Below are 23,182 nucleotides of genomic sequence, written 5' to 3' on the forward strand. Positions count from 1 at the left end.
TTCGGCTCTCCGGATGGAAGGGGGCTGCCGCGCGCTCGGCCGGGACGGCGTTGCGCCGAGGCGGGCGCACCGTTCCGGATTCCGTCGCATCCCCCCTCGGGCGCTCCGAGCGGTAGAGGATGTCCTTAACAGAAGCATGACGACTTCAATCCGTCACATCGCTTCCGGCCGCGCCCGAGCAGAACCGGCCCGTCCCGCGCCCCGCAACGGGGCCGTTTTGCCAGCTATATTGTGACGTCACTGCGACACGCGGCGCCATCTGGCCCGCCCGCGGCGGCTTCCCGCGGGGATGATAGGCGATGAGCTGGCTCAATTCTATCCGGCGCAAGGCAGATGCTGGGGCTGTGTCCCGGGCGTCACGGCCGCCGATGACCGGCCCGCCGGCCCATGATAAGGCGCGCGCAGGCGGGGAGGTGCGGATGGACGGGACCGAGCGACACCTGCGGGAGAGGATCGTGGCGCTCTGCCGCGAGATGAACCGCAACGGCCTCAACCAGGGCACGGCCGGCAACATCTCGGCGCGGCACGGCGCGCGCATGCTGCTCACCCCGAGCGCCACGCCCTACGACCTGATGACGCCCGAGATGATCGCCGCGATGCCGCTCGACGGCGACGGGAGCGTCTGGGAGGGCCCGCTCAAGCCCTCGACCGAGTGGCGCTTCCACCGGGACATCCTGCGCAGCCGCCCGGATGCCGGGGCGGTGGTCCACGCGCACCCGACCTTCGCGACGGCGATCGCGATCACCCGCCGGTCGATCCCGGCCTGCCACTACATGGTGGCGGCCTTCGGCGGCCACGACGTGCGCTGCGCGGGCTACGCGCTCTACGGCACCGAGGCCCTGTCGCGGGAGGCGCTGGCGGCCCTCCGGGACCGCACCGCCTGCCTGCTCGCCAACCACGGCATCATCGCGATCGGCGAGAGCCTGGAGAAGGCGATGTGGCGGGCGGTCGAGCTGGAGACGCTCGCCAAGCAGTACCATCACAGCCTGCAGCTCGAGGGCGGTCCGGTGATCCTCTCGCGCGCGGAGATCGACGCGGTGCTGGAGCGCTTCGCCGATTACGGGCTGCGCGGCGCGGCGGCCGGCACGCCCTGAACGGTCGGATCTTACGACATCCGGTTGATGGCTTCGCCATCTCCGATTTCGGCCATGCGGATGTCGGCGTCGCTCAGGCGCCGCGCTCAGGCGCCGCGCGGGCTCGTGATCCGGGATCCGCTGCGATCGAGCGGATCCCGGATCAGGCGGCCGGCCGCAGCCGGTCGATCTCGCCGAGCGCCCGGTCGCGCCCTGCCCGCACCTCGGCCAGCATGTCCTCGAAGGCGCCGCTCTGGCAGGCCACTTCCAGGCGCTTGCACAGGCCCGAGAGCTCGGCGAAGCCGAGGGTCCCGGCCGAGGCGATCAGGCCGTGGGCGTCGCGGGCGAGGCGCTCCGGGTCGGCGCCGCAGAGCTTCTGGTCGCTCAGCCGGTCGCGGATCTCGCGGGCGAGCTCGTCGAGGAAGTAGCCGAGGCGGTCGGCGCCGAGCAGGCCGACCACGTCGTCGTAGACGATGCGGTCGAGGGCCTCCCGCGACGGGCCCGGCCGGGCGCCGTTGATCCAGCGCTCGATCACCGCGTGCAATTCCTCGCGCCGGAAGGGCTTGCCGAGATGGTCGTTCATCCCGGCCGCGCGGAACTCGGCCACCTGGCTCGGCAGGACGTTCGCCGTCATGGCGATGATCGGGATGGTGCAGACGGGCGGGCGCAGCGCCCGGATGTGGCGGGTGGCGGTGACCCCGTCCATGCCCGGCATCTGCACGTCCATCAGCACGAGGTCGTAGCGGTTGGCCTGGACGGCCGCGATCGCCTCCAGCCCGTCATTGGCCACGTCGACGCTGTGGCCGCCCTTCTCCAGCACGGCGCGCGCGAGGTCCTGGTTCACGATCAGGTCCTCGACGAGGAGGATGCGCGCCGGCCGCACCGCCGGGGGCGGCGCCGCGCAGGCGGCCGGCGGCGCCTCGTCGGCCTCGGGCAGCAGCACCTCGAACCAGAAGGTCGAGCCCTCGCCGGGGGCGCTGCGCACGCCGATCGCCCCGCCTATCAGCTCGATCAGCTTCTTGGAGATGGCGAGCCCGAGCCCGGTGCCGCCGAATTCCCGCCGGATCGAGCCGTCGACCTGGCTGAAGCGCTTGAACAGCCGTGCCTGCTGCTCGGGGGCGATGCCGATGCCCGTGTCGGTGACCGAGAACCGGATCGGCCAGCCGCCCGCCCCGTCGCCGGCCTTCTCGACCGCCAGCACGACCCGCCCGCGGCGGGTGAACTTGAGCGCGTTGTTGAGGAAGTTGAGCAGGATCTGGCGCAGGCGGTTCTGGTCGCCGACGAGGGCCCGCGGCAGGGCCGGATCGAGCTCGACGCGGATCTCCAGCCCCTTGCGCTCGGCGAGCTGGCGCACGATCGCGACGGCGTTCTCGATCAGGCCGTCGAGGGCGAAGGGCACGAGGTCGAGGTCGACCTGCCCCGCCTCGATCTTCGAGAAGTCCAGGATGTCGTCGACCACCGTGAGCAGGGCCGAGCCGGCCGAGCGGATCCGGGAGGCCTGCAGGTGCTGCCTCTGCGTCAGCTCCGCGTCGTCGAGCAGCATCTCGGTGTAGCCGATCACGCTGCTCAGCGGCGTGCGGATCTCGTGGCTCATCGAGGCCAGGAAGTCGGTCTTGGCCTGGCTCGCGTGCTCGGCCTGGATGCGCGCCGCCTCGGCCTGCTCGCGGGCCGCGGCGAGTTCCGCGTCGACCGCCTTGCGGGCGGTCACGTCGCGGGCGACGTCCACGAAGCCGAGCGGCGCGAGGTCGCCCTCGTCGTACAGGACGGTCGGGTTCACCTCGAGCCAGACGTCGTGGCCGTGCCGGTGGCGCACCCGGTACTCGAACTTGGCGCGCGCGCCCGGGCCGGCCTCCACCAGGGCGCTGTAGCGCCGCATCACCATCGGACGGTCGTCCGGGTGGATGTGGGAGAGGGCCGAGCGGCCGAGGAGCTCGTCGGCCGGGTAGCCGATCACCCGCTCGACCGCCGGCGAGAGGTAGCGCAGGACGCCGTTGAGGTCGGCCCGGGCGATGATGTCCCCGGTGCGCTCGGCGAGGAGCCGGTGGCGCGCCTCGCTCTCGCGCAGGGCCGCGTCGGCGGCCCGGCGGGCCGTCACGTCCCGCGAGGCCACGATCACCGCCTCCTCGGGCGTGCCGGGCTTGGTGAGCAGGAGCGTCGATTCCACCCAGACGTAGTGGCCCGCCTTGTGGCGCAGCCGGTGCTCGCTCGTGCGCCGGGGCGAGTCGGGCGTCAGCGCCGTCACCTCCCGGCGCACGCGGTCGAGATCGTCCGGGTGCAGCCGCTGGTCGGCCCGCAGCTGCGCGAATTCCTCCGGCTCCCAGCCCACCACGGCCCGGGAGGAGGGCGAGACGTAGACCCGCCCGTCGCGGCCCCGCGGCCGCAGCGAGATCAGGTCGGTGGCGTTCTCCGCGAGGAGCCGGTAGCGATCCTCCGCGCTGCGGCGCTCGGTGATGTCGGTGAGGGTCTGGATGAGGCCGCCATCCTCCGTGCGGACCGTGCGGATCTCCAGCACGGTCCCGTCGGCGTTGCGCCGCTCCGCGATCGTGTGGGTGGCCTCCGGATCCTCCTCGGAGAGCTGGAGGGGGGTGTCCGAGACGAGGGTGCCCCAGTGGGGGCTCAGCCGCGCCCGCGCCCGCACCTCCCGGTAGCTCGGCCGGCCGGCGATGAACTCCTCCGAGAGGCCGAGCCACTCCCGCGCCCGCCGGTTCGCCACCTGGACCGTGCGGTCCGGCCCGACCAGGATCACCCCCTGATCCATGCAGTCGAGGGTCTTGCCGAGGAGCGCGGCGGCGCGCGTCGCCTCCGCCACCGCCGCGGCCTCGCGCACCGAGGGCGCAGCCCGCTCGCGCTCGCCCGGGGCGTCCTGGGCGAGGCGCCGCCGCTTGCGCCGCAGCACGACCGAGGCGGTCGCCGCGAGCGCCACCAGGGAGGCCGTGAGGCCGAGCGACGCGCTCTCGAACCATCCGGCCGGCAGGTCGGGCACGGACGCGGCGGCCGGCGACGCCGCCACGCAGGCCGCCGACGCCGCGCAGGCGGGCCGGTCGCGGCGGGCGGCGCGCAGGCGCGGCCAGCGCGCGCGCCGCGCCCCGAATCCCGCGTCGCTCCGGTCCTCACCCATAAATCCGCCTAACCTGGCCACGGCCACGCTGCGCTGGCCCTCGCTTGCAAAGCCCCCAGGCTCCCCACGGCTGGCGTCGAGGCTGCCACCTGACGCATCGGCCCGAGCCTTGTCAACGTTTTGGATTGCGCGCGATCGAAAGCGGCGCGCGATCCCATCGCCCGCGTCAGGCCGCGCTCCCCTCGAACGCCGCGCCCAAGTGCTGCCACGCGATTCGACAGTCGTTCGTCTACGAATAGCAGCTGAGGCCGAGCGATGGGAAGATGTCCTGAAGGCAAACTCGCCCGGGAAGCGCGGCGCCCGGGCCGGCCTCAGCCCCGGGCCGCGTCCTGGAAGGACCGAATCGCCGCGATGATGGCGGAGGGACGGTAGGGCTTGGTGAAGAAAAGGCTGCCGGGGGTGAGGCGCGGGGCGGCGCCGGAGAAGCCGGTCGCGTAGATCACGCGCAGGTCCGGGCGCAGGCGCACGGCCTCCTCGGCGAGGCGCCAGCCATCCATCGCGCCCGGCAGGCGGATATCCGTGAACAGGAGGTCGATCGCCGCCTCGCCGGCGAGGGCCGCGAGGGCCGCCTCGGCGGTCCCGGCCTGGATCACGGTCAGGCCCGCATCCTCCAGCTCGGCCGTGACGAGGTCGAGGAGGAGGAGTTCGTCCTCCACCACGAGGACGTTCGCGATCCGGCCCCGACTCATCTCACGCCAACCCCGCATCGGCCGGCAGCGATGCTACCGGCTCGGACGCGTTCCCGGAAGACGCGTCGCGGGCGCCGTCCACGCCCGGCGCGCGCGGGAGGTAGATCTCCACGGCGGTGCCCTCGCCCGGGCGGCTGTGCAGGGCGAGGTGCCCGCCCGATTGCCGCACGAAGCCGAAGACCTGACTGAGGCCGAGCCCGGTGCCGCGCCCCTGCGGCTTGGTCGTGAAGAAGGGCTCGACCGCCCGCTCCAGCACCTCCGGGGGCATGCCCCGGCCGGTGTCGCGGACGCTGATCCGGACGTAGTCGTGCTCCGCCAGCGACGGGATCCCTCGGGCGTCCGCCCGCGGGACGTTGCGCGTCGCGAGGGTGAGGGTCCCGCCGGCATCGAGGGCGTCGCGGGCATTGACCACGAGGTTGAGGACGGCGCTCTGGAGCTGGTTGCGGTCGATGCAGGCCGGCCAGAGCCCGTCCTCGAGCTCGGTCGCCAGCCGCACCTCCGGCGGCATGGCGCCCGCGACGAGGTCCGTCATCCCGCGCAGCAGCGCGTTGATGTCGAGCCGCTCCGGGATCAGGGGCTGCTGGCGGGCGAAGGCCAGGAGGTCCCGCACCATGGCGGCCGCCCGCTCGCTCGCCCGCATGGCGCCCTGCAGCGTCGTCTCGCCGATGCCGCGCTCGGGAACGAGGCGCTGCAGCCGCTCCAGGCTCCCGACGATGATCCCGAGGAGGTTGTTGAAGTCGTGGGCGAGGCTGCCGGTGAGCTGGCCGATCGCCTCCATCCTCTGCGCTTGGCGCAGCATCGCCTCGGCCCTCTCCCGCTCGGCCACGGCCTCGCGCAGGGCCGCCAGCGCCGCGTCGTGCTCGGCGATGCGCCGGGTCAGCGCCGCGTTGACGGTCCGCAGCTCCGAGGGGGAGGGCAGGGCCAGGAGGCGCGGCAGCAGCGGCCAGAGCATGATCGCGGTCACGACCGAGGCCGCCGCGGTCACCACCTTCACCAGCGCCTCGATGCCGTAATCGGGCACGAACAGGGTCCAGATCGCGAGGAGGTGCGTGGTCCCGCAGGCCAGGATGAAGAGTGCGAAGCACCAGAACATCCACCCGAAGGCGACGTCGCGCCGCTGCGTCACCAGCACCCCGAGGGCGACAGGGATCGAGAAGTAGGACAGACCAATCAGAAAGTCCGCGACGACATGGGTCCAGATCAGCTCCGGGCGCCAGAGCAGGCAGATGCCATGTGGCGACAGGCTCCCCGTCTCGAGCAGTCGGCCGACGAAGTCGATCATGTGGGCATCACCTGAAGTCGGCCGCCGCGCAGCCGGTGCGAGTATGGCGGCTCGCGCGCGGGCGCGCATCCGTTTCCTTCACGAAATCATGGCGGGGGGGCGCCTGTCGCTGCGGCGTGGCCGGGCCGGCCGGCCGGCCCGGGAACCTTGCCCGACCACGCGCATTGGGGTCGCACGCCCCATCCCACGTCCCTCGGCAGCCCGCCCTCGGGTGCGCCGCGGGACGTCGCGCTGCGGAGGGGCTTGGCGAAACCGAACGGGATGGGATCGGATGTGCGGGATCTGCGGCGAAATCCGGCTGGACGGCGCCCCGCCCGACGCGGCGGCGGTCCAGGCCATGGCCGGGCTGCTTCGCCCGCGCGGCCCTGACGCGGGCGGCAGCTTCTCGCAGGGGGCCGTCGCCTTCGGCCACCGGCGCCTGAGCATCCTCGACCTGAGCCCGGCCTCGCAGCAGCCGATGGTCGACCCGCAGCTCGGCCTCGCCGTGGTGTTCAACGGCTGCATCTACAATTTCCGCGACCTGCGCCAGGACTTGCGGGACAAGGGCTACGTCTTCTTCTCGGACGGCGACACCGAGGTCATCCTCAAGGCCTACCACGCCTGGGGGCCGGCCTGCGTCGAGCGCTTCTACGGGATGTTCGCCTTCGTGCTCTGGGAGCGCGACAGCGGCCGGATCCTGATCGCGCGGGATCGGCTCGGCATCAAGCCGCTCTACTACGCCGAGGCGGGCGGGCGGCTGCGCTTCGCGTCGAGCCTGCCGGCGCTCCTGGCGGCGGGCGACGTCGACCGGACGATCGATCCGGCGGCCCTGCACCACTACATGAGCTTCCACGCCGTCGTGCCGGCCCCGCTCACCATCCTGCGCGGGGTGCGCAAGGTCCCGCCCGCGACGACGATCACGATCGAGCCCGACGGCACCCGCCGCCAGCGCACCTACTGGGAGGCCGCCGTCGGCGAGCGGCCCGAGGATGCCGGCATGGCGGAGGACGACTGGCGCGAGGCCGTGCTGGCGACCCTGCGCAGGGCCGTGGAGCGGCGGCTCGTCTCGGACGTGCCGGTCGGCGTGCTCCTGTCGGGCGGCCTCGACAGCTCGATCGTGGTGGCGCTCCTGGCCGAGGCCGGCCAGAGCGGGCTCAAGACCTTCTCGATCGGCTTCGAGAGCGTGGGTGGCGAGGCGGGCGACGAGTTCACCTACTCGGACGTGATCGCCGAGCGCTTCGCCACCGATCACCACCGCATCCGCATCGATTCCTCCCGCGCCCTGCCGGCCCTGCACGGGGCCGTCGCGGCGATGGCCGAGCCGATGGTCAGCCACGACGCGATCGGCTTCTACCTCCTGTCCCAGGAAGTCTCCAAGCACGTGAAGGTCGTGCAGAGCGGGCAGGGGGCCGACGAGATCTTCGGCGGCTACCACTGGTACCCGCCGATGATGGAATCGCGCGACCCGGTCGCCGACTACGCCCGCGTCTTCTTCGACCGCGACCACGCCGAGATGGCGGAGGCGCTGGCGGCCGACCTCCTCGGCGGCGACGTGAGCCGGGACTTCGTGGCGGCGCATTTCGCCCGCCCCGGCGCACCGCGCCCGATCGACAAGGCGCTGCGCATCGACACCGAGATCATGCTGGTCGACGACCCGGTGAAGCGCGTCGACAACATGACCATGGCCTGGGGCCTGGAGGCTCGGGTGCCCTTCCTCGACCACGACCTCGTCGAGCTCGCCGGCCGCGTCCCCGCATCCCTGAAGATCCGCGACGGCGGCAAGTACATCCTGAAGGAGGCCGGACGGCGGGTCGTGCCCTCCGAGGTGATCGACCGGCCGAAGGGCTACTTCCCGGTCCCGGCCCTGAAATACCTGCGCGGGCCGTTCCTCGAACTGGTGCGCGACGTGCTGAACGAGCCGGTGGCCCGCCAGCGCGGCCTGTTCAACCGGCCCTACGTCGAGCGCCTGCTGGCCGAGCCGGAGGCCCACATGACGCCGCTGCGCGGCTCCAAGCTCTGGCAGGTCGCGCTGCTCGAATTCTGGCTCCAGACCCACGCGATCTGACCGCCATGGCCTCTCCCGATCCGAACCCGCCCCGCCCCGAGCCCGCCGCGGCCCGGGCGGAGAACGTCGCCGTCTCCTGCGGCTGGGGCCGGCTGATCTTCGGCCAGACCTTCCGCGATCCCGCCGACCTGGTCGATTGCCTGCTGCAGGAGGAGCCGGGCCACCGCGACGTCGCCTTCTACGTGTCGGAGCCCCACGTGGTGCTGGCGCTCGCCCCGACCGAGCTCTTCCTCGACCCGTCCCACGCCTTCCGCCTCGACCTCGGCGACCTCCCGGCGGAGACGGAGGCGCCGCGGGGCTTCCGGGTGCGGCCGGTCGCCGGGCCGGCCGACATCGAGGAGATCAACCGGATCTGCCGGGCCCGCCACATGGTCCAGATCGACCCGGCCCACGCCTGGCCCCCCCGCCCGGGGGGGCTCCTCACCCACTTGGTGGCGGAGGATGCCCAGACCGGCGCCGTCCTGGGTGCGGCGACCGGCATCGACCACGCGGTGGCCTTCGGCGACCCGGAGGACGGCTCCTCGCTGTGGTCGCTCGCCGTCGACCCGCAGACGCCGCATCCGGGGGTCGGCGAGGGCCTGGTGCGGGCCCTCGCGGCCCATTTCCGCCAGCGCGGCCGGGCCCTGATGGACCTGTCGGTCATGCACGACAATGCCCAGGCCATCGCCCTCTACGAGAAGCTCGGCTTCACGCGCCTGCCGACCTTCACCATCAAGACGAAGAACTCCTTCAACGAGAAGCTCTATATCGGGCCCTCGCCGGAGGCGGCGCTGAACCCCTACGCGCAGATCATCACCAACGAGGCGCGCCGGCGCGGCATCACGGTCGAGGTGGTGGACGAGCCGACCTCGATCTTCCGCCTGACCCATGGCGGGCGCAGCTTCGTCTGCCGGGAGAGCCTGTCCTCGGCGACCTCGGCCACCGCGATGACCATCTGCGACGACAAGGCCCTGACCCGCCGCCTCCTCGCCGGGGCGGACCTGCGCGTCCCCGACCAGACGGTCGCCGGCGACGCGGCGGCGTGCCGCGCTTTCCTGGAGCGGCACGGCGCCGTGGTGGTGAAGCCGGCCCGCGGCGAGCAGGGCCGCGGCATCGCCGTGAACCTCACCACGCCCGAGGAGATGGAGGCGGCCATCGCGGAGGCGCGCACGCTCTGCGACACGGTGCTGCTCGAGGAATTCGTCGAGGGCAGCGACCTGCGGGTGATCGTGATCGACTTCAAGGTCGTGGCGGCGGCGATCCGCCGGCCCGCGCAGGTGATCGGCGACGGGCGCCACACCCTGCGCGAGCTGATCGAGCGCCAGAGCCGCCGCCGGGCGGCGGCGACCGGGGGCGAGTCGCGCATTCCCCTCGACGACGAGACGCGGCGCTGCGTCGAGCGGGCCGGGCGCCGCCTCGACGACGTGCCGGAGGCGGGCGAGACGCTCCTCGTGCGCCGCACCGCCAACCTGCACACGGGCGGCACCATCCACGACGTGACCGACGAGATCCATCCCGACCTCGTCGCGGCCTCCGTGAAGGCCGCCCGCGTGATCGACATCCCGGTCGTCGGGCTCGACCTGATGGTGCCGGACGTGCGCCGGCCGGAGCACTGGTTCATCGAGGCCAACGAGCGGCCCGGCCTCGCCAACCACGAACCGCAGCCCACCGCCGAGCGTTTCGTCGACATGCTCTTCCCGCAGACCATCACCGCCGCCCGCATCCGGAGGCCCTTCGCGTGAACAGGCCTTTCGCGGCGCACTCCGCCGGGGTGCGGATCGACATCGACTACATGCTCGACGTCCTCAAGCGCCTGATCGAGATCCCGAGCCCGACCGGCTACACCGATCAGGCGGTGCATTTCTGCGGGCGCGAGCTGGAGCGCCTCGGCGTGCCCTTCGAACTGACGCGGCGCGGCGCCATCCGGGCGACCCTGCGGGGCGCCGGGCCGGGGCCGGCCCGCGCCATGGTCGCGCATCTCGACACGCTCGGGGCGATGGTGCGCCAGCTCCAGGAGAACGGGCGCCTCGGCCTCGTCCCGATCGGGACCTGGTCGGCCCGCTTCGCCGAGGGCGCGCGCTGCACGATCTTCACCGACCGGGGCAGCTACCGCGGCACGATCCTGCCCCTCAAGGCCTCGGGCCACACCTACAACGAGGAGGTCGACACCCAGCCGGTCGATTGGACCAACGTCGAATTGCGGGTCGACGCCTTCGCGTATCGCCGGGACGATCTGCGCCGGCTCGGATTCAACGTCGGCGACTTCGTCGCCATCGACCCGAACCCGGAGATCTCGCCCCGGGGCTACATCAACTCCCGCTACCTCGACGACAAGGCGGGCGTCGCCGTGATGTTCGCTGCCATGAAGGCGATGGCGGATGCCGGGCGCAGGCCCACCGTCACCACCTACATGCTGTTCACCATCGCCGAGGAGGTCGGGGTCGGCGCCTCCTCGGTGCTGCACGGCGACATCGCCGAGATGGTGACGATCGACAACGGCACCGTCGCGCCCGGCCAGGGCAGCCGGGAATCCGGCGTGACGATCAGCATGGCGGATTCGGCCGGGCCCTTCGACTACCACCTCACCCGCCGCCTCATCGAGCTCTGCGAGGCGAACGACATCCGCTACGAGCGCGACGTGTTCCGCTTCTACCGCAGCGACAGTGCCTCGGCGCTGGAGGCGGGCAACGACCTGCGCACGGCGCTGATCTGCTTCGGGGTGGATTCCTCGCACGGCTACGAGCGCACCCACGTGAACGCCCTGCGCTCGCTCGCGGAGCTCTCCTGCCTCTACTTGCAGAGCGACGTGCTCTTCCGAAGGGACGTGAAGCCCCTCGGGCCGCTCGCCGACTTCCCCCACCAGGAGAGCGAGACCGCCGACCCGCAGGCGGACATCCAGGAGGGCGCGATCCCGCCGGATTGAGGCGCGCGGCCGCGACGCCGCACTGGGCGGGCGCCCGCGCCCGGCGTATCAGGGCGGCGCGCCGCGCCGGACCTCCCGCGCGAGCCGTCCCGGCCGAGCCCCGCCATGCCCGTCACCTCCCGCCGCACCGACGTCGCCGTGATCGGCCTGGGCGCGGTCGGCGCCGCCATCCTGTACCAGCTCGCCCGCCGCGGCGTGCGCGTCCTCGGCCTCGACCGCTTCAGCCCGCCCCACACCCAGGGATCGAGCCACGGCGAGACGCGGATCACCCGGGAGGGCGTCGGCGAGGGCGAGGCCTATCGGCCGCTGGTGCGGGAGAGCCACCGCATCTGGCGCGACCTCGAGGCGCGCACCGGCGAGAAGCTGCTGACCGCCTGCGGCCTCGTCCTGATCGCCCCGGCCGACGGCGCCTCTCTCGCCCACGGCCGCTCGGACTTCGTCGGGCGCTCGGCCGCGGCCGCGCGGGCGGGCGGAATCGCGCACGAGGTGATCGACGCGGCCGAACTGGCGCGGCGCTTTCCCCACTTCGCCGGGCTGCGCGGCGGCGAGCAGGCCTACCTGGAGCCCGGCGGCGGCTACGTGGCGCCCGAGCGCTGCATCGCCGCGCAGTTGCGGCTCGCCGCGGCGCACGGCGCCGAGATCCGCACGGACGCGCCCGTGCGGGCGCTGCGGCCGGAGGCGGCCGGCGTGCGCGTCGAGACCGACGCGGGCGCGGTCACGGCCGACCGCGTCGTGGTGGCGGCGGGCGCGTGGCTGGGGCCGCTCCTCGGTCCCCCGTTCGACGCGCTCCTCACCGTGAACAGGCAGGTGCTGCACTGGTTTCCGGTCGATCCCGGCGCCCCGTTCCCGGCGCGCGCGCCGGCCTTCATCTGGATCGCGCCGTCCCCCGGGGTGGATTTCCTGTACGGTTTCCCGCCGCTTCCCGGCGAGGCCCGGGTCAAGCTCGGGACCGAGCAGTTCGTCCGCCCGAGCCGGGCCGAGGAGGCCCGCGCCGCGGATCCGGCCGAGGCCGAGGCCTTCTACGCCTCGCACGTCGCCGGGCGCCTCGCCGGGGTCGCGCCCGGGGCGGTCGCCTCCGCCGCCTGCCTCTATACGGTGACGCCCGACCGGGACTTCCTGATCGACGACCATCCGGAGAGCGACCGCATCCTCGCGGTCTCGGCCTGTTCGGGCCACGGCTTCAAGCACTCGGCCGGGCTCGGGGCCGCCCTGGCCGAGCGCCTCGTCACCGGCCGCTCCCCGGTCGACCTCGCGCCGTTCGGGCTCGCCCGGTTCCGCTGATCCGCTGTCCGGACGATCACGTCCGGAGAGCGTATGACACGCTCGCGCGGCGCGTGAGCGCCGCCGAGATCCGCTTAGCAAAGCAATCCGTCGGATGTCCTGTGAGGGCCCGAGGAAACCCGGGGGCGGCGGGGCGACGCTCAGGCATTGTTTACGATCGGCCCCGCAGGATCGCGCGAGATAGAACCGCGTCCGGTGCGTGCCATGCCGCTTCCCACCCGTCCCGCCCTGGCGCTCGCAGCGCTGATCCTGGCCGCGCCGGCCGGCGCGGCCGAACTGACCGTGGTCGGGACCGGCGACGCGATCGACCTGATGCGGGCGCTCGGCGCCAGCGCCCGCGAGGCGGATGCGGAGCTCGACGTGACGGTCCCGCCGAGCATCGGCTCGGACGGCGGCATCACGGCGGTGGGGTCGGGCAAGGCCTCCCTGGCGCGGGTGGCGCGCCACCTCACCGAGGCCGAGCTCGGCCGCGGCCTGGTCTACACCCCGGTGGCGCGGCTGCCCTCGGCGATCTTCGCGCATCCGAGCGCGGGGGTGACGCGGCTCAGCGCCGAGCAGCTCGCGGGCATCTATGCGGGGCGGATCACCGGCTGGAAGGAGGTCGGGGGGGCGGATCTGCGCATCCGCGTCGTGCGCCGGGAGGAGACCGACAGCACCCTGCGCATCCTGCGCGCCAGCATGCCGGGCTGGAAGGACCTCGCGATCACCGAGCGCTCGAAGACCGCGGTCTCCACCCAGGAGGCGATCGAGACGGTGCGCTCCGTCGAGGGCGCGATCGGCTTCGGCCCCTACAGCCGCTCCCTGGAGGTCGGCACGCAGGTGCTCGCCATCGACGGCAAGCTGCCGACCGATGCCGGCTATCCGAGCGCGGGCGAACTCGCCTTCGTGCACATGGGCGGGCAGTTGACGCCCGCCGCCGCCCGCTTCGTCGCCTTCACGCAGGCGCCGGCGGCCCGGGAGGTGATCCGCAGCTTCGGCGCCGTGCCGGTGGCGCGCTGAGACTCGTCCCGACCGCCCGGGACGCCGAGCCACCGGGCCGGAGACGTGACCGTCGGGATCAGGCGGCGCCGCGCGCCGCTTCGGCCGGCGCGGCGACGGACAAGGCGCGTCCGGGCTCGGCCCTCGGCCGGCGCGCGAACAGCAGGTCGAACAGCGCGTGGCGGATCGTGCGCTTGCGCGCGGAGGCGACGAAGGGATCCGCGTAGCAGGTGGCGTTGACGCCCGCGGCGACCAGACGGACCGCCGCCACCAGCCCGGGCGAGCCCGCGACGTGCACCACGTCGCTCTCGCGCAGCAGCGGCAGGTGGGCGGTCGGACGGCCCGCGAGCCGGCCGGGCCCGGGCTCGCCGCCGCTCGCCGTGGCGATCACCCGCTCGACGCCGCTGCGGCGAAGCCAGTCGAGGGCCTCGCCCATGTAGAGGTTGCGGGGATCGCGGGCGCCGGCGATCACCATCATCTCGCGGCCGGGCTCGCGGAAGCGCGCCGCGCGAGCGATGCTCCAGATCGGCGCCCAGCCGGTGCCGGCGCCGATCAGCACGAGGCGCCCCGGCCCGAGCCGGTGGAAGGCGCTCCCGAAGGGGCCGCGGATCTGCACGTCGTGGCCGGGCCGGATCCGCCCGCCGAGCTCCGCCGAGACCGCGCCGTCCGGGACGCGGCGGATGTGGAAGATGAGTTCGTTGATCTCGCCCGAGCCGTCGCTGCGCAGCGTCGGGCTGTAGTCGCGGGCCGGGAAGCCCGCGAAGGCGCAGGACACGTACTGCCCCGGCAGGGAGGTGAGGGGCTTGGCGAGCGCGACGGTCACCTCGACGATCTCGTGCGAGAGGTCGACCATGCCGACGAGGGTGCCGCGGCGCTTCGCGACCGGCGGCACGGCGTCGAACTCGATCACCGCGTCGCCCGCCACCCGCGCCTGGCAGGCGAGAACCGTGTCGCCCTGGCGGGTGCCGGACTCGTCCACCTCCCCCGCGTAGACCCGCACCCGGCAGGTGTCGCACTGGCCGGTGGCGCAATCGTGCGGGATCACGACCCCGCCCGTCATCGCGGCGTCCACGAGCGTGTCGCCGCGCGCGGCCCGGATGGTCTTGCCGTTGACGACGAGCGAGCAGGAAGAGGCCATGGATGCGCTCCGGAAGGCGGGGATCAGCGCAGGACGACGCGGACCGGTCGGACGTGCCGGGTGTGCCGCGTCTGCGTGTGGTCGAAGACGGCGACCCAGAGATAGAGCGGCTCGCCCGGCACGAAATCCACGTCGTAGCGGCTGCCGGTCCTGAGGGCGCGGGAGACCTCGAGCGTCCAGTACCCGTCCTTCCACTTGGCCCCGCCGCTGAGGTCGGCGCGGTCGCCCTCGTAGGTGCCGGTGTTGAGGACGCCCGGGATCACCGTCCCGACCGGGATCCGGGCGTCGTCCTCCTCGGTGTAGGGCTTCGAATCCGCGCCGGTCAGCCACCAGCGGGCGCCCTCGTCCTGGTGCGTGTCCGGGTTCTTGAGGTCGAAGTGGCCGAGCGCCGCCATGGTCGCGGCCGGATCGACCGGCAGGCGCTTCGGCTTGACCGGGCCGGCATAGCCCCCCGGACCCTCGAACGGGAAATTGTAGCTGTAGATCGTCGAGCCCGGGTCGTTCCAGTAACCGCCCTGGTAGCGGGCGCGCTTCCGGGCCTCGTCCGGCGTCGGCTCCCGCGGCGGGCCCATGTACTGGTCGTCGACGTGGCCGAGGAGGCCGCCGCGGGACGACTTCCACTGCCACATGTCCACGTAGGAGCCGTCGGTCGTGTAGTGCAGGCCGCGCTGGTTGAGCGAGGAGGGCTTGTCGGGCAGCGGCCGCGGGCCGAGATGGGTGACGCCGCCGGCGCCGAACCCGTCCGAGTGGGAGAAGATCGCCGCGAACTTGTCCTCGTAGAAGTCGACCACGTCGGCCTCGCCGGCCCGGCTCGCGTGCACGTGCCAGCCGTCGGCCTCCTTGATCATCGGCACGCGGGCGATCGAGCGGGTCGGATCCTGCCAGCGGAAGGCGAAGTAGATCCTGGTGCCGTCCTGGACGGCCCGGATCTCGACCGTGGACTCGCCGGTGCCGCCGAGATTGGCACCCTGCTGGGTGCGCACCCGCACCGGCCGCGCCGCCCGCCACGCCGCGTCGTCGAGCACGCCGTCGAGGGTCGGCGCCTGGGCGACCGTCTCGACGGTCAGGGTGTCGCGGTCGACGAGGTCGAGGCCGACCGCCGCGGCCACGGCCGGCACCGTGACCAGCCCGGCGACCAGCATCGGCCGGCGGCTGCGCTGCGCCGGATTGGGGGCGAGCGCCGCCGGGCGGAAGATCCGCAGCCATTGCCGCCAGCCGCCATACCCGAAATGGCCGACGAGGTGCAGCAGCGTGTAGGCGAGGGTGCCGTAGGCCGCCGCCTCGTGGATGGTCACCACGAGGCCGCCATGGCCGAGATAGAGCAGGATCCCGGTCGCCGTCAGGACGATCACGAGGCCGAAGAGCAGCCAGTGCAGGAGCACGTTCGCGCCCATCCAGCGCAGCTGGGCGTTCTGGGCGAGCTTCAGCGCCCGCGCCTTGCGCAGCGCGACGCGGTTGGCGAGGCCGCTGCGGGCCATGTAGGCGACGTAGGCGACGGAGACGCCGAAGAGCAGCAGCCCGGCATAGATGTGGACGGTCCAGACCTCGCCCTGGGGCAGGATCGGGGAGAGCCAGCGCGCCACGACGGCGTCGAGCGCGTCGGCGGAGATCCGCAGGCCCGTGACCAGGCTCGCCGTCATGGCGACGGCGCTCGTCCAGTGCAGGATCACGGTCCCGACGTCGCTCGTCGGCAGCCCGCTCCCTCTGGGTTGCAATCTCGGTCGCAAACCGTCCGTCGACTGGGGCTGCGCGCCCGCCAAGCGATCCTTCGACACCATCTCGTTCATGACGGCCCCCGGGCGGCACGCAGCCGATCGCCAGACTTTATGCTTGCTCGTAAGAAAACTTTATCCAAGCTCGCCCGGGTTGCAACGCGCGGTTCCAGCATCGGGCGATTTTTTTGGGTATGGTAAACCGCAGCTTGGCTGAGGACTGCCATCCTGATCCGCTGGGGAATGGCTCACTCACGATGTCGACACCGAGGCCGTCCCGATCTTCCTGCAATGTCGCTCCGCTGCGGCAATTCGCCGAAAGACCAGCGACAGTCCAGGCGGTCGCGCGGCCCCTCGAAGCTGCCCGATCGGCCGCTCACCTCAGGTTGCATCTTGCGGCGCCGGTTTCGTCAGGGCGCGCCGCCGCTCCGGCGCGGGGCGGCAGCAGGGTCAGGCGAGAAGAACCGGATCGAATACCGCCTCCACTGCAAAGGCCGCGCGGCCGGGACGGCGATCGACTGGCCCACCGGAGCGAACAGCTTGGCGGGAAGTGTTCGCCCGGGCGGCGAGATCTGACCTCATCTCGGCGGAGATCGACGGCGCGCGACCGGGCGGCCGGCCGGGACGGGCAGGGAACCCGGCGCGGGCGCGCGCGATGAGGGAGCGGGCCGGGCGCGGCGGGCGGGGGCACGGGACGGAATGCTGGTCTTCGGCGATCGCGCGCGGGAGGGGGATCCGGGTGCCTGGATCGCGCGGATCGAGGCGGCGCTTCGCGCCCAGAGCGGGGCACCGCCCGGCCTCGCGCGGCACGCGATACTGGTCGGGAGCCTGATCGAGGCCGGGGAACTCGCGCAGGGGATCGCCGACGCGGACCTCGCGGCGCGCGGCGAGGACGCGCCCTCCGGGGCGCAGGACCTCGCCACGGCCCTGCTCATGGCCCTGGCGCGGGCGGCGTGGCATTCCTGGCGGGCGGGCTGCGCGGGCGCGCCGGTCGCGCCCGGCCCGCTCGCCGCCCTCGCGGGAGCGGCGCTGCCGGCGCGGATCAGCGGCCGCCGCGCCGAGGGCTTCGCCTTCTACGCGCTCTACCCCGAGGGCTACGGGGCCGCCGCCGCGGGCTCCGGCCTCCCGCCGGGCACGACCTGCCTCGGTATCCGCAGCATCGGCCTGCCCCTCGCCGCGATAGTCGCCGCCGCGCTCGGCGCGCGCGCCCCGCTGTCGGTGCGCCCGGTCGGGCACCCGTTCGACCGGCGCCTCGCCCTCGGCCCCGGGGCCGAGCGGGCCCTCGCCGAGGCCGCCCGGGGGGAGGTGGCGATCGTGGACGAGGGGCCGGGCCTCTCGGGCAGCTCCTTCGGCGCCGCCTCCGACGCGCTCGCGGCGCGGGGGGCCGGGCCGGAGCGCCTCGCCTTCTTCCCGAGCCATCCGGGCGAGCCCGGCCCGCGGGCGGCGCCGCGCCACCGGCGGGCCTGGGCGCGGGCGCGGCGCCACCTGGTCCCCTTCGAGCGCCTCCTGCTCGACGCGGAGAACCCCGCCCACCGGCTCGCCGGCTGGGTCTCCGGCCTGCTCGGGCCCCTCGACGGGCCGCTGGAGGAGGTCTCGGGCGGCGCCTGGCGCCGCCACCACTTCGCGCGGGAGGCCGATTGGCCGCCGGTCAACGCCCAGCTGGAGCGGCGCAAGTTCCTGGCGCGGGCCGGCGGCGCGACCTGGCTCGTCAAGTTCGTCGGGCTCGGGCCGACCGGGGAGGCGGCGCTCGCCCGGGCGCGGAGGCTCCACGCGGCCGGCTTCACGCCCCCCGTCGCCGGGCTGGTTCACGGCTTCCTGGTGGAGCGGTGGCTCGCCGAGGCCCGCCCGTTGCGGCCCGGCGCCCTCGCCCCGCTGCCCCTCGCGGAGGCGGTCGGGCGCTACCTCGCCTTCCGGGCGGCCGCCTTCCCGGCGGATCCGGAGGAGGGCGCGACGCTGCCCGACCTCGTCGCCATGGCCCGGCACAACGCGGCGGCCGCCCTCGGCGAGGAGGCCGCCCGCGGCTTCTCCCCCTACGGCGCGGTGCGGCTCGCCGCCCTCGGCGAGCGGCGCCGGCCCGTCCGGGTCGATGCCCGCCTGCAGCCCTGGGAATGGCTGGTCCTGCCGGACGGGAGCCTGCGCAAGGCGGACGCCCTCGACCACCACGCGGGCCACGACCTCGTCGGCTGTCAGGACATCGCCTGGGACGTGGCCGGGGCACGCGTCGAACTCGACCTGCCCTCCGCGGCGGCGGAGCGGATCGGCGCGGTGCTGGCGGCCGCCGGGATCCGCCCGCCGGACCCGGACCTCCTCGGGCTCCACACCCTGTGCTACCTCGCCTTCCGGCTCGGCGCCTGCACGCTCGCGGCCGAGAGCGGGGCCGCGCCCGACGAGGCCCTGCGCCTGCGGGCCGCCGCCGCGGCCTGCGCGACCCGCCTCGACCGCCTCCTGAGGGAGTCCCGATGATCCTCCTCCGCCACGGCCAGAGCGCGTTCAACCTGCATTACGGGGCGACCGGGGTCGATCCAGGCATCCCGGACGCGCCGCTGACGGAACTCGGCCACCGGCAGGCCGAGGAGGCCGCCGAGGCCCTGGCGGGCGAGGGCGTGCGGCGCATCCTCTGCTCGCCCTACACGCGGGCCCTGCAGACCGCGGCGCCGGTCGCGGCGCGGCTGCGCCTGCCCGTGACGGTCACCGCGCTGGTGCGCGAGCGCTTCGGGGCGAGCTGCGACATCGGCACCGGCTCGGCCGCGCTCGCGGCGGCCTGGCCCCACCTCGATTTCGGGGCGATCGAGGAGGTGTGGTGGCCCGGCGAGGAGGAGCCGCACGACGCGTTCGAGGCCCGCACCGCCGCGTTCCTGGCCGAGATGGACGCCCATCCCGACTGGGCCCACACCCTCGTCGTCTGCCACTGGGGCGTGATCCAGGCGCTGACCGGACGCAGCCTCTCGAACGGCGAGTGGGTCCGCCTGGAGCGCGGCCCGGCCGCCTGAGCGGCGAGGCCGGGACCGCTCCCGCTCAGGCGATGATCTTGTCGAGGGTGATCGGCAGTTCGCGGATGCGCTTGCCGGTGGCGTGGAAGACGGCGTTCGCCACCGCGGCGGCCGTGCCGACGATGCCGATCTCGCCCAGGCCCTTGGCGCCGATCGGGCTCACCTTGTCGTCGGATTCCTCCACGAAGATCACCTCGACGTCGTGGATGTCGGCGTTCACCGGCACGTGGTACTCGCCGAGATTGTGGTTCATGAACCGCCCGAGGGTGTGGTCGAGCATCGACTCCTCCTCCAGGGCCGCGCCGATTCCCATCACCACACCGCCCATGATCTGGCTCCGGGCGGTCTTCGGGTTCAGGATCCTGCCCGCCGCGACGGCGCTCACCACCCGGGTCACCCGGACCACGCCGAGATCCTCGTCGACCCGCACCTCCGCGAACACCGCCGAATGCGTGTAGGCGGCGTAGCGCAGCCCGGTGAGGAGGCTCGGCTTCACGGTCTCGGTCGCCTCGACGCTCTCGACGCCGCCCGCCCGCATCGCTTCGGCGAGCGAGATCCTGGCGGAGGGGTCCGAGGCCAGGCGGATCGCGCCGTCCGCGAAGGTGACGTGGGCGAGGTCGGCGTTGGCGAGGGGCGAGTCGTCGATCCGGCGGGCGAAGCCGAGGAGCTGCTCGGCCACCGCGCGGCAGGCCATCTCCACCGCGGAGCCCGACGAGGCCGCCGTCCAGGAGCCCCCGGCGAGGGGTGCCTCGGGCAAGGTCGTGTCGCCCAGCAGGGTGCGGACCTTGTCGAGCGGGACCCCGAGGGCGTCGGCGCCGATCTGGCTCAGGATCGTGTAGGTCCCGGTGCCGAGATCGGCCGTGGAGCAGGCGAGTTCGAGCGTGCCGTCGAGGGCGAGCCGGGCGCGGGCGCTCGACTTCATCAGGTAGGCTTCCCAGACCCCGGTCGCGAGGCCCCAGCCGACCAGCTCGCGGCCCTCGCGCATCGAGCGCGGCGCACGGCCGCGGCGGCTCCAGCCGAAGCGCTCGGCGCCCTGCGCGTAGGCCTCCCGCAGGGCCTTCGAGGTGAAGTCCTTGTTCTCGCCCTCGTCGCGCTCGGCGTAGTTGCGCAGCCGCAGGTCCAGCGGGTCGATCCCGGTCGCGTCGGCGAGTTCGTCCATCGCGACTTCCAGCGCGTAGACGCCGGTCGCCGCGCCCGGCGCCCGCATGTCGGCCGGCGTCGCGGTGTCGATCTTGGCGAGCTTGTAGCCGAGTTTGACGTTGGGGCAATGGTAGAGGAGACCGGACCAGTTGACGACCGATTCCTGGTAATCCTCGAAGGTCGAGGTGCCGGCGACCGCCTCGTGCAGCAGCGCCTGCAGCCGCCCGTCCCGATCGGCCCCGAGGGCGACGCTCTGGATCGTCTCGGGGCGATAGCCGAGGGTGAACATCTGGTCGCGGCTCAGAACCACCCGCACCGAGCGCTTCAGGTTGAGAGCGGCCGAGACCGCCAGGAACAGCTGGTATTGCGGGCGCAGGCCGGAGCCGAAGGCGCCGCCGATATAGGGCGAGATCACGCGCACATCGTCTGGCTTGAGATTGAACACGCTGCAGACGTAGGATTGCGTGTTGTTCACGCCCTGGATCTTGTCGTGGATGGTGAGCTTGCCGTCGCCCTCGTAGACGATTGTGGTGGCGTGGGGCTCCATCGGGTTGTGGTGCTCGATCGCCTGCCTGTACTCCTGGCGCAGCTGGACCGGGGCGGCCGCGAGGGCGCCCTCGGCATCGCCGCGCGGGTCGGGCGGCGGCTTGATGCCGGAGCGCTTCCTGGGCGGGACGTAGGCGGCGTCGCGAACCGCGGCGAGGTCGGTGTGGGGGACCTCCTCGGCGTAGGTGACCCGGATCAGCGACGCGCCGTAGCGGGCGAGTTCGAAGCTCTCCGCCACCACCAGGGCGACCGGCTGCCCGCCGAACACGATTTCGGGCCCGTGCAGGGCCCGGAAGGGCGAGCCGGGCGGGGCGACCTGATCGCGGTAATTGTAGTCGAGCCAGGCGGTGCGCGGCCGGTTCTCGTGGGTGAAGACCTGGATCACGCCCGGGACCGCGAGGGCGGCGGCGGCGTCGATGGCGGTGACGCGCCCGCGGGTGATCGCGCTCGACACCACCACCCCGTAGGCGAGGTCCGCCGCCTTGAACTCGGCGGCGTAGCGGGCCGCGCCCGTCACCTTGGCGGGACCGTCGACCCGGCTGCGGGCCGCGCCGACGTGGAGGGGGGTGGTGGCCATGCGGCGGAACCTCAGCGGATGCGCTTGTCGGTCTGCGATTGCGGCGTGCCGGCGGCGGCCTGCGCGAGGCCGCGCACGATCGCGCGCCGCGCGAGTTCGATCTTGAACGCGTTGTGCTTGTAGGGCCTCGCCTCGGCGAGGATCAGGTCGGCGGCGGCCCGGAAGCTCTCCGGCGTCGCGGGCCGGCCCGCCAGGCCCGCCTCCGCCTCCCGGTTGCGCCAGGGCTTGTGCGCCACGCCGCCGAGCGCGAGGCGCGCGGAGCGGATCGTGTCGCCCTCCAGCTCCAGCGCCGCCGCCACCGAGACCAGGGCGAAGGCGTAGGAGAGGCGGTCGCGCAGCTTCAGGTACGTATAGTGGTGCGGGAAGCTCTCGGCCGGCAGGTCGACCGAGAGCACGATCTCGTCGGCCGCGAGGGTGGTGTCGCGCTCGGGCGCGTCGCCGGGCAGCCGGTGGAGGTCGCCGAAGGGGATCGCGCGGCGGCCCCCGCGTCCCTCCACCTGCACCACGGCGTCGAGGGCGGCCAGCGCCACGCACATGTCGGAGGGGTGCGTGGCGATGCACTGGTCGGAGGTGCCCAGAATGGCGTGGATGCGGTTGACGCCGCTGATCGCCGGGCAGCCGCTGCCGGGCACCCTCTTATTGCAGGGCGTGCCCTCGTCGTAGAAGTAGTAGCAGCGCGTCCGCTGCAGCAGGTTCCCGCCGGTCGAGGCGGCGTTGCGCAGCTGCGGCGACGCCCCGGCCAGGATGGCGCTCGCCAGCAGCGGGTAGCGCTCCGCGACGCGCGGATCCTCCGCGACCGCGCTGTTCGGGACCAGGGCGCCGATGCGCAGGCCCCCCTGGAGCGGCTCGATCTCCGCCAGGGGCAGGCGGGTGATGTCGATCAGCCGGTCGGGCCGCTCGACATTGTACTTCATCAGGTCGACGAGGTTGGTGCCCCCGGCGATGATCCGGGCGGCCGGATCGGCGGCGAGGGCGCTCACCGCCTCGGCCACGCTGCCGGCGCGCATGTAGGCGAAGCGGTTCATTCCGCGGCCTCCTGCCCGGCGCCCGCGCGGGCGTTGAGCACGTCCTCGATCGCGTCCACGATGTTGGTGTAGGCGCCGCAGCGGCAGAGATTGCCGCTCATGTATTCGCGGATCTCCTCGCGGCTGCGGGCCCTTCCCTCCTCGATCAGCGCCAGGGCCGACATGATCTGGCCGGGCGTGCAGTAGCCGCACTGGAAGGCGTCGCGCGCGATGAAGGCCGCCTGGAGCGGGTGCAGCGCGCCCGACGACAGGCCCTCGATCGTCGTGACCGACGCCCCGTCCCTCATCACCGCGAGGGCGAGGCAGGCATTGATCCGCCGCCCGTCGACGATGATGGTGCAGGCGCCGCACTGGCCGTGGTCGCAGCCCTTCTTGGTGCCGGTGAGATCGAGCTCCTCGCGCAGCAGGTCGAGGAGGCTGGTCCAGGGGGCGACCCGGAGCTGGCGCTCCTCGCCGTTGATCGTCAGCGTGACGGCGACCCGCTCGCCGTCCGCGCTGGTGCCGCTCTCGCTCACGCCTCGGAACTCCCTGGTGGCCGGCCCCGGGGCCGGGTTCCGTCGGATCGCAGCCATAACGATTCCAAGCTGACCGCGTTCCGCAGGGGAGCCGCGGCGCCGCGGCCCCCGTCCCGCGCCGGACGGGGTTCAAGCCGGCAAGACTCTGGGATACCCCTTCGCGGCCCTGATG

Annotated in this window: 16 protein-coding genes; 8 read left to right on the forward strand and 8 right to left on the reverse strand. The window is 73.4% G+C overall.

Annotation, left to right across the window (positions count from 1 at the left end; genetic code table 11):
• Nucleotides 1-419: 419 nt before the first annotated feature.
• Nucleotides 420-1,094: a class II aldolase/adducin family protein gene (locus tag MET2598_RS0110555; protein WP_012332529.1), complete on the forward strand. Its 675-nt coding sequence runs from the start codon at nt 420-422 to the stop codon at nt 1,092-1,094.
• Nucleotides 1,095-1,236: 142 nt separating this feature from the next.
• Here the strand turns inward: MET2598_RS0110555 and MET2598_RS0110560 are convergent, their stop codons facing one another.
• From MET2598_RS0110560 to MET2598_RS0110570, 3 genes are all read right to left on the reverse strand, one after another.
• A complete protein-coding gene (locus tag MET2598_RS0110560; RefSeq protein ID WP_018260813.1) occupies nt 1,237-4,191 on the reverse strand; it encodes a PAS domain S-box protein in 2,955 nt (984 codons plus the stop codon).
• A 311-nt stretch (nt 4,192-4,502) separates the two neighbouring features.
• Nucleotides 4,503-4,880 carry a response regulator gene (locus MET2598_RS0110565; RefSeq protein WP_012332527.1) on the reverse strand — a complete coding sequence of 126 codons (378 nt, stop codon included), beginning with the start codon at nt 4,878-4,880 and terminating at the stop codon, nt 4,503-4,505.
• 1 nt (nt 4,881) lies between these two features.
• A complete protein-coding gene (locus tag MET2598_RS0110570; protein WP_018260814.1) occupies nt 4,882-6,162 on the reverse strand; it encodes a sensor histidine kinase in 1,281 nt (426 codons plus the stop codon).
• 271 nt (nt 6,163-6,433) lie between these two features.
• Between MET2598_RS0110570 and MET2598_RS0110575 the strand changes: the two genes are divergently transcribed.
• From MET2598_RS0110575 to MET2598_RS0110595, 5 genes are all read left to right on the forward strand, one after another.
• Complete coding sequence (locus MET2598_RS0110575) at nt 6,434-8,206, forward strand: N-acetylglutaminylglutamine amidotransferase (protein WP_018260815.1); 1,773 nt, start codon at nt 6,434-6,436, stop codon at nt 8,204-8,206.
• Between the two features lie 5 nt (nt 8,207-8,211).
• Nucleotides 8,212-9,927, forward strand: coding sequence for an N-acetylglutaminylglutamine synthetase (gene ngg, locus MET2598_RS0110580; protein WP_018260816.1), 1,716 nt, complete (start codon nt 8,212-8,214; stop codon nt 9,925-9,927).
• Nucleotides 9,924-11,108, forward strand: a complete 1,185-nt coding sequence (locus MET2598_RS0110585) for an osmoprotectant NAGGN system M42 family peptidase (protein ID WP_012332523.1) — start codon at nt 9,924-9,926, stop codon at nt 11,106-11,108. Before ngg ends, MET2598_RS0110585 begins: the two co-directional genes overlap by 4 nt.
• A 105-nt stretch (nt 11,109-11,213) precedes the next feature.
• The gene (gene solA, locus MET2598_RS0110590) at nt 11,214-12,389 is read left to right on the forward strand and encodes an N-methyl-L-tryptophan oxidase (protein WP_018260817.1); all 1,176 of its coding nucleotides are present in this window, start codon (nt 11,214-11,216) and stop codon (nt 12,387-12,389) included.
• Nucleotides 12,390-12,593: 204 nt separating this feature from the next.
• The gene (locus tag MET2598_RS0110595) at nt 12,594-13,388 is read left to right on the forward strand and encodes a PstS family phosphate ABC transporter substrate-binding protein (RefSeq protein ID WP_012332521.1); all 795 of its coding nucleotides are present in this window, start codon (nt 12,594-12,596) and stop codon (nt 13,386-13,388) included.
• A gap of 58 nt (nt 13,389-13,446) precedes the next feature.
• Here MET2598_RS0110595 and MET2598_RS0110600 read toward each other — a convergent pair whose 3' ends face one another.
• Nucleotides 13,447-14,505: a 2Fe-2S iron-sulfur cluster-binding protein gene (locus tag MET2598_RS0110600; RefSeq protein ID WP_012332520.1), complete on the reverse strand. Its 1,059-nt coding sequence runs from the start codon at nt 14,503-14,505 to the stop codon at nt 13,447-13,449.
• A gap of 23 nt (nt 14,506-14,528) precedes the next feature.
• Nucleotides 14,529-16,292, reverse strand: coding sequence for an ethylbenzene dehydrogenase-related protein (locus MET2598_RS0110605; protein WP_012332519.1), 1,764 nt, complete (start codon nt 16,290-16,292; stop codon nt 14,529-14,531).
• Nucleotides 16,293-16,916: 624 nt separating this feature from the next.
• Here MET2598_RS0110605 and MET2598_RS0110610 point away from each other — a divergent pair.
• Both MET2598_RS0110610 and MET2598_RS0110615 read left to right on the forward strand, forming a co-directional pair.
• Nucleotides 16,917-18,680 (forward strand): hypothetical protein, encoded by a 1,764-nt coding sequence (locus MET2598_RS0110610; RefSeq protein WP_018260819.1) that lies wholly within the window; start codon nt 16,917-16,919, stop codon nt 18,678-18,680.
• Nucleotides 18,677-19,207 carry a histidine phosphatase family protein gene (locus MET2598_RS0110615; protein ID WP_018260820.1) on the forward strand — a complete coding sequence of 177 codons (531 nt, stop codon included), beginning with the start codon at nt 18,677-18,679 and terminating at the stop codon, nt 19,205-19,207. Before MET2598_RS0110610 ends, MET2598_RS0110615 begins: the two co-directional genes overlap by 4 nt.
• A 25-nt stretch (nt 19,208-19,232) precedes the next feature.
• Here MET2598_RS0110615 and MET2598_RS0110620 read toward each other — a convergent pair whose 3' ends face one another.
• Genes MET2598_RS0110620 through MET2598_RS0110630 form a run of 3 tightly spaced genes read right to left on the reverse strand, consistent with a single transcriptional unit; the run spans nt 19,233 to nt 23,067 of the window.
• A complete protein-coding gene (locus MET2598_RS0110620) occupies nt 19,233-21,470 on the reverse strand; it encodes a xanthine dehydrogenase family protein molybdopterin-binding subunit (protein WP_018260821.1) in 2,238 nt (745 codons plus the stop codon).
• Nucleotides 21,471-21,481: 11 nt separating this feature from the next.
• Nucleotides 21,482-22,495 carry an FAD binding domain-containing protein gene (locus MET2598_RS0110625; protein ID WP_012332515.1) on the reverse strand — a complete coding sequence of 338 codons (1,014 nt, stop codon included), beginning with the start codon at nt 22,493-22,495 and terminating at the stop codon, nt 21,482-21,484.
• On the reverse strand, nt 22,492-23,067 hold the full coding sequence (locus MET2598_RS0110630; RefSeq protein WP_415926907.1) for a (2Fe-2S)-binding protein: 576 nt from the start codon (nt 23,065-23,067) through the stop codon (nt 22,492-22,494). The genes MET2598_RS0110625 and MET2598_RS0110630 overlap by 4 nt, the downstream gene beginning before the upstream one ends.
• Nucleotides 23,068-23,182 lie beyond the last annotated feature (115 nt).

The organism is Methylobacterium sp. WSM2598, assembly GCF_000379105.1.
Classification (GTDB): domain Bacteria; phylum Pseudomonadota; class Alphaproteobacteria; order Rhizobiales; family Beijerinckiaceae; genus Methylobacterium.

Excerpts from the sequence above, each read along its gene's own strand:
- MET2598_RS0110555 (WP_012332529.1), top strand. The coding sequence starts at position 420 with ATGGACGGGACCGAGCGACACCTGCGGGAGAGGATCGTGGCGCTCTGC.
- MET2598_RS0110560 (WP_018260813.1), bottom strand. The coding sequence starts at position 4,191 with ATGGGTGAGGACCGGAGCGACGCGGGATTCGGGGCGCGGCGCGCGCGC.
- MET2598_RS0110565 (WP_012332527.1), bottom strand. The coding sequence starts at position 4,880 with ATGAGTCGGGGCCGGATCGCGAACGTCCTCGTGGTGGAGGACGAACTC.
- MET2598_RS0110570 (WP_018260814.1), bottom strand. The coding sequence starts at position 6,162 with ATGATCGACTTCGTCGGCCGACTGCTCGAGACGGGGAGCCTGTCGCCA.
- MET2598_RS0110575 (WP_018260815.1), top strand. The coding sequence starts at position 6,434 with ATGTGCGGGATCTGCGGCGAAATCCGGCTGGACGGCGCCCCGCCCGAC.
- ngg (WP_018260816.1), top strand. The coding sequence starts at position 8,212 with ATGGCCTCTCCCGATCCGAACCCGCCCCGCCCCGAGCCCGCCGCGGCC.
- solA (WP_018260817.1), top strand. The coding sequence starts at position 11,214 with ATGCCCGTCACCTCCCGCCGCACCGACGTCGCCGTGATCGGCCTGGGC.
- MET2598_RS0110595 (WP_012332521.1), top strand. The coding sequence starts at position 12,594 with ATGCCGCTTCCCACCCGTCCCGCCCTGGCGCTCGCAGCGCTGATCCTG.
- MET2598_RS0110600 (WP_012332520.1), bottom strand. The coding sequence starts at position 14,505 with ATGGCCTCTTCCTGCTCGCTCGTCGTCAACGGCAAGACCATCCGGGCC.
- MET2598_RS0110605 (WP_012332519.1), bottom strand. The coding sequence starts at position 16,292 with ATGAACGAGATGGTGTCGAAGGATCGCTTGGCGGGCGCGCAGCCCCAG.
- MET2598_RS0110610 (WP_018260819.1), top strand. The coding sequence starts at position 16,917 with ATGCTGGTCTTCGGCGATCGCGCGCGGGAGGGGGATCCGGGTGCCTGG.
- MET2598_RS0110615 (WP_018260820.1), top strand. The coding sequence starts at position 18,677 with ATGATCCTCCTCCGCCACGGCCAGAGCGCGTTCAACCTGCATTACGGG.
- MET2598_RS0110620 (WP_018260821.1), bottom strand. The coding sequence starts at position 21,470 with ATGGCCACCACCCCCCTCCACGTCGGCGCGGCCCGCAGCCGGGTCGAC.
- MET2598_RS0110625 (WP_012332515.1), bottom strand. The coding sequence starts at position 22,495 with ATGAACCGCTTCGCCTACATGCGCGCCGGCAGCGTGGCCGAGGCGGTG.
- MET2598_RS0110630 (WP_415926907.1), bottom strand. The coding sequence starts at position 23,067 with ATGGCTGCGATCCGACGGAACCCGGCCCCGGGGCCGGCCACCAGGGAG.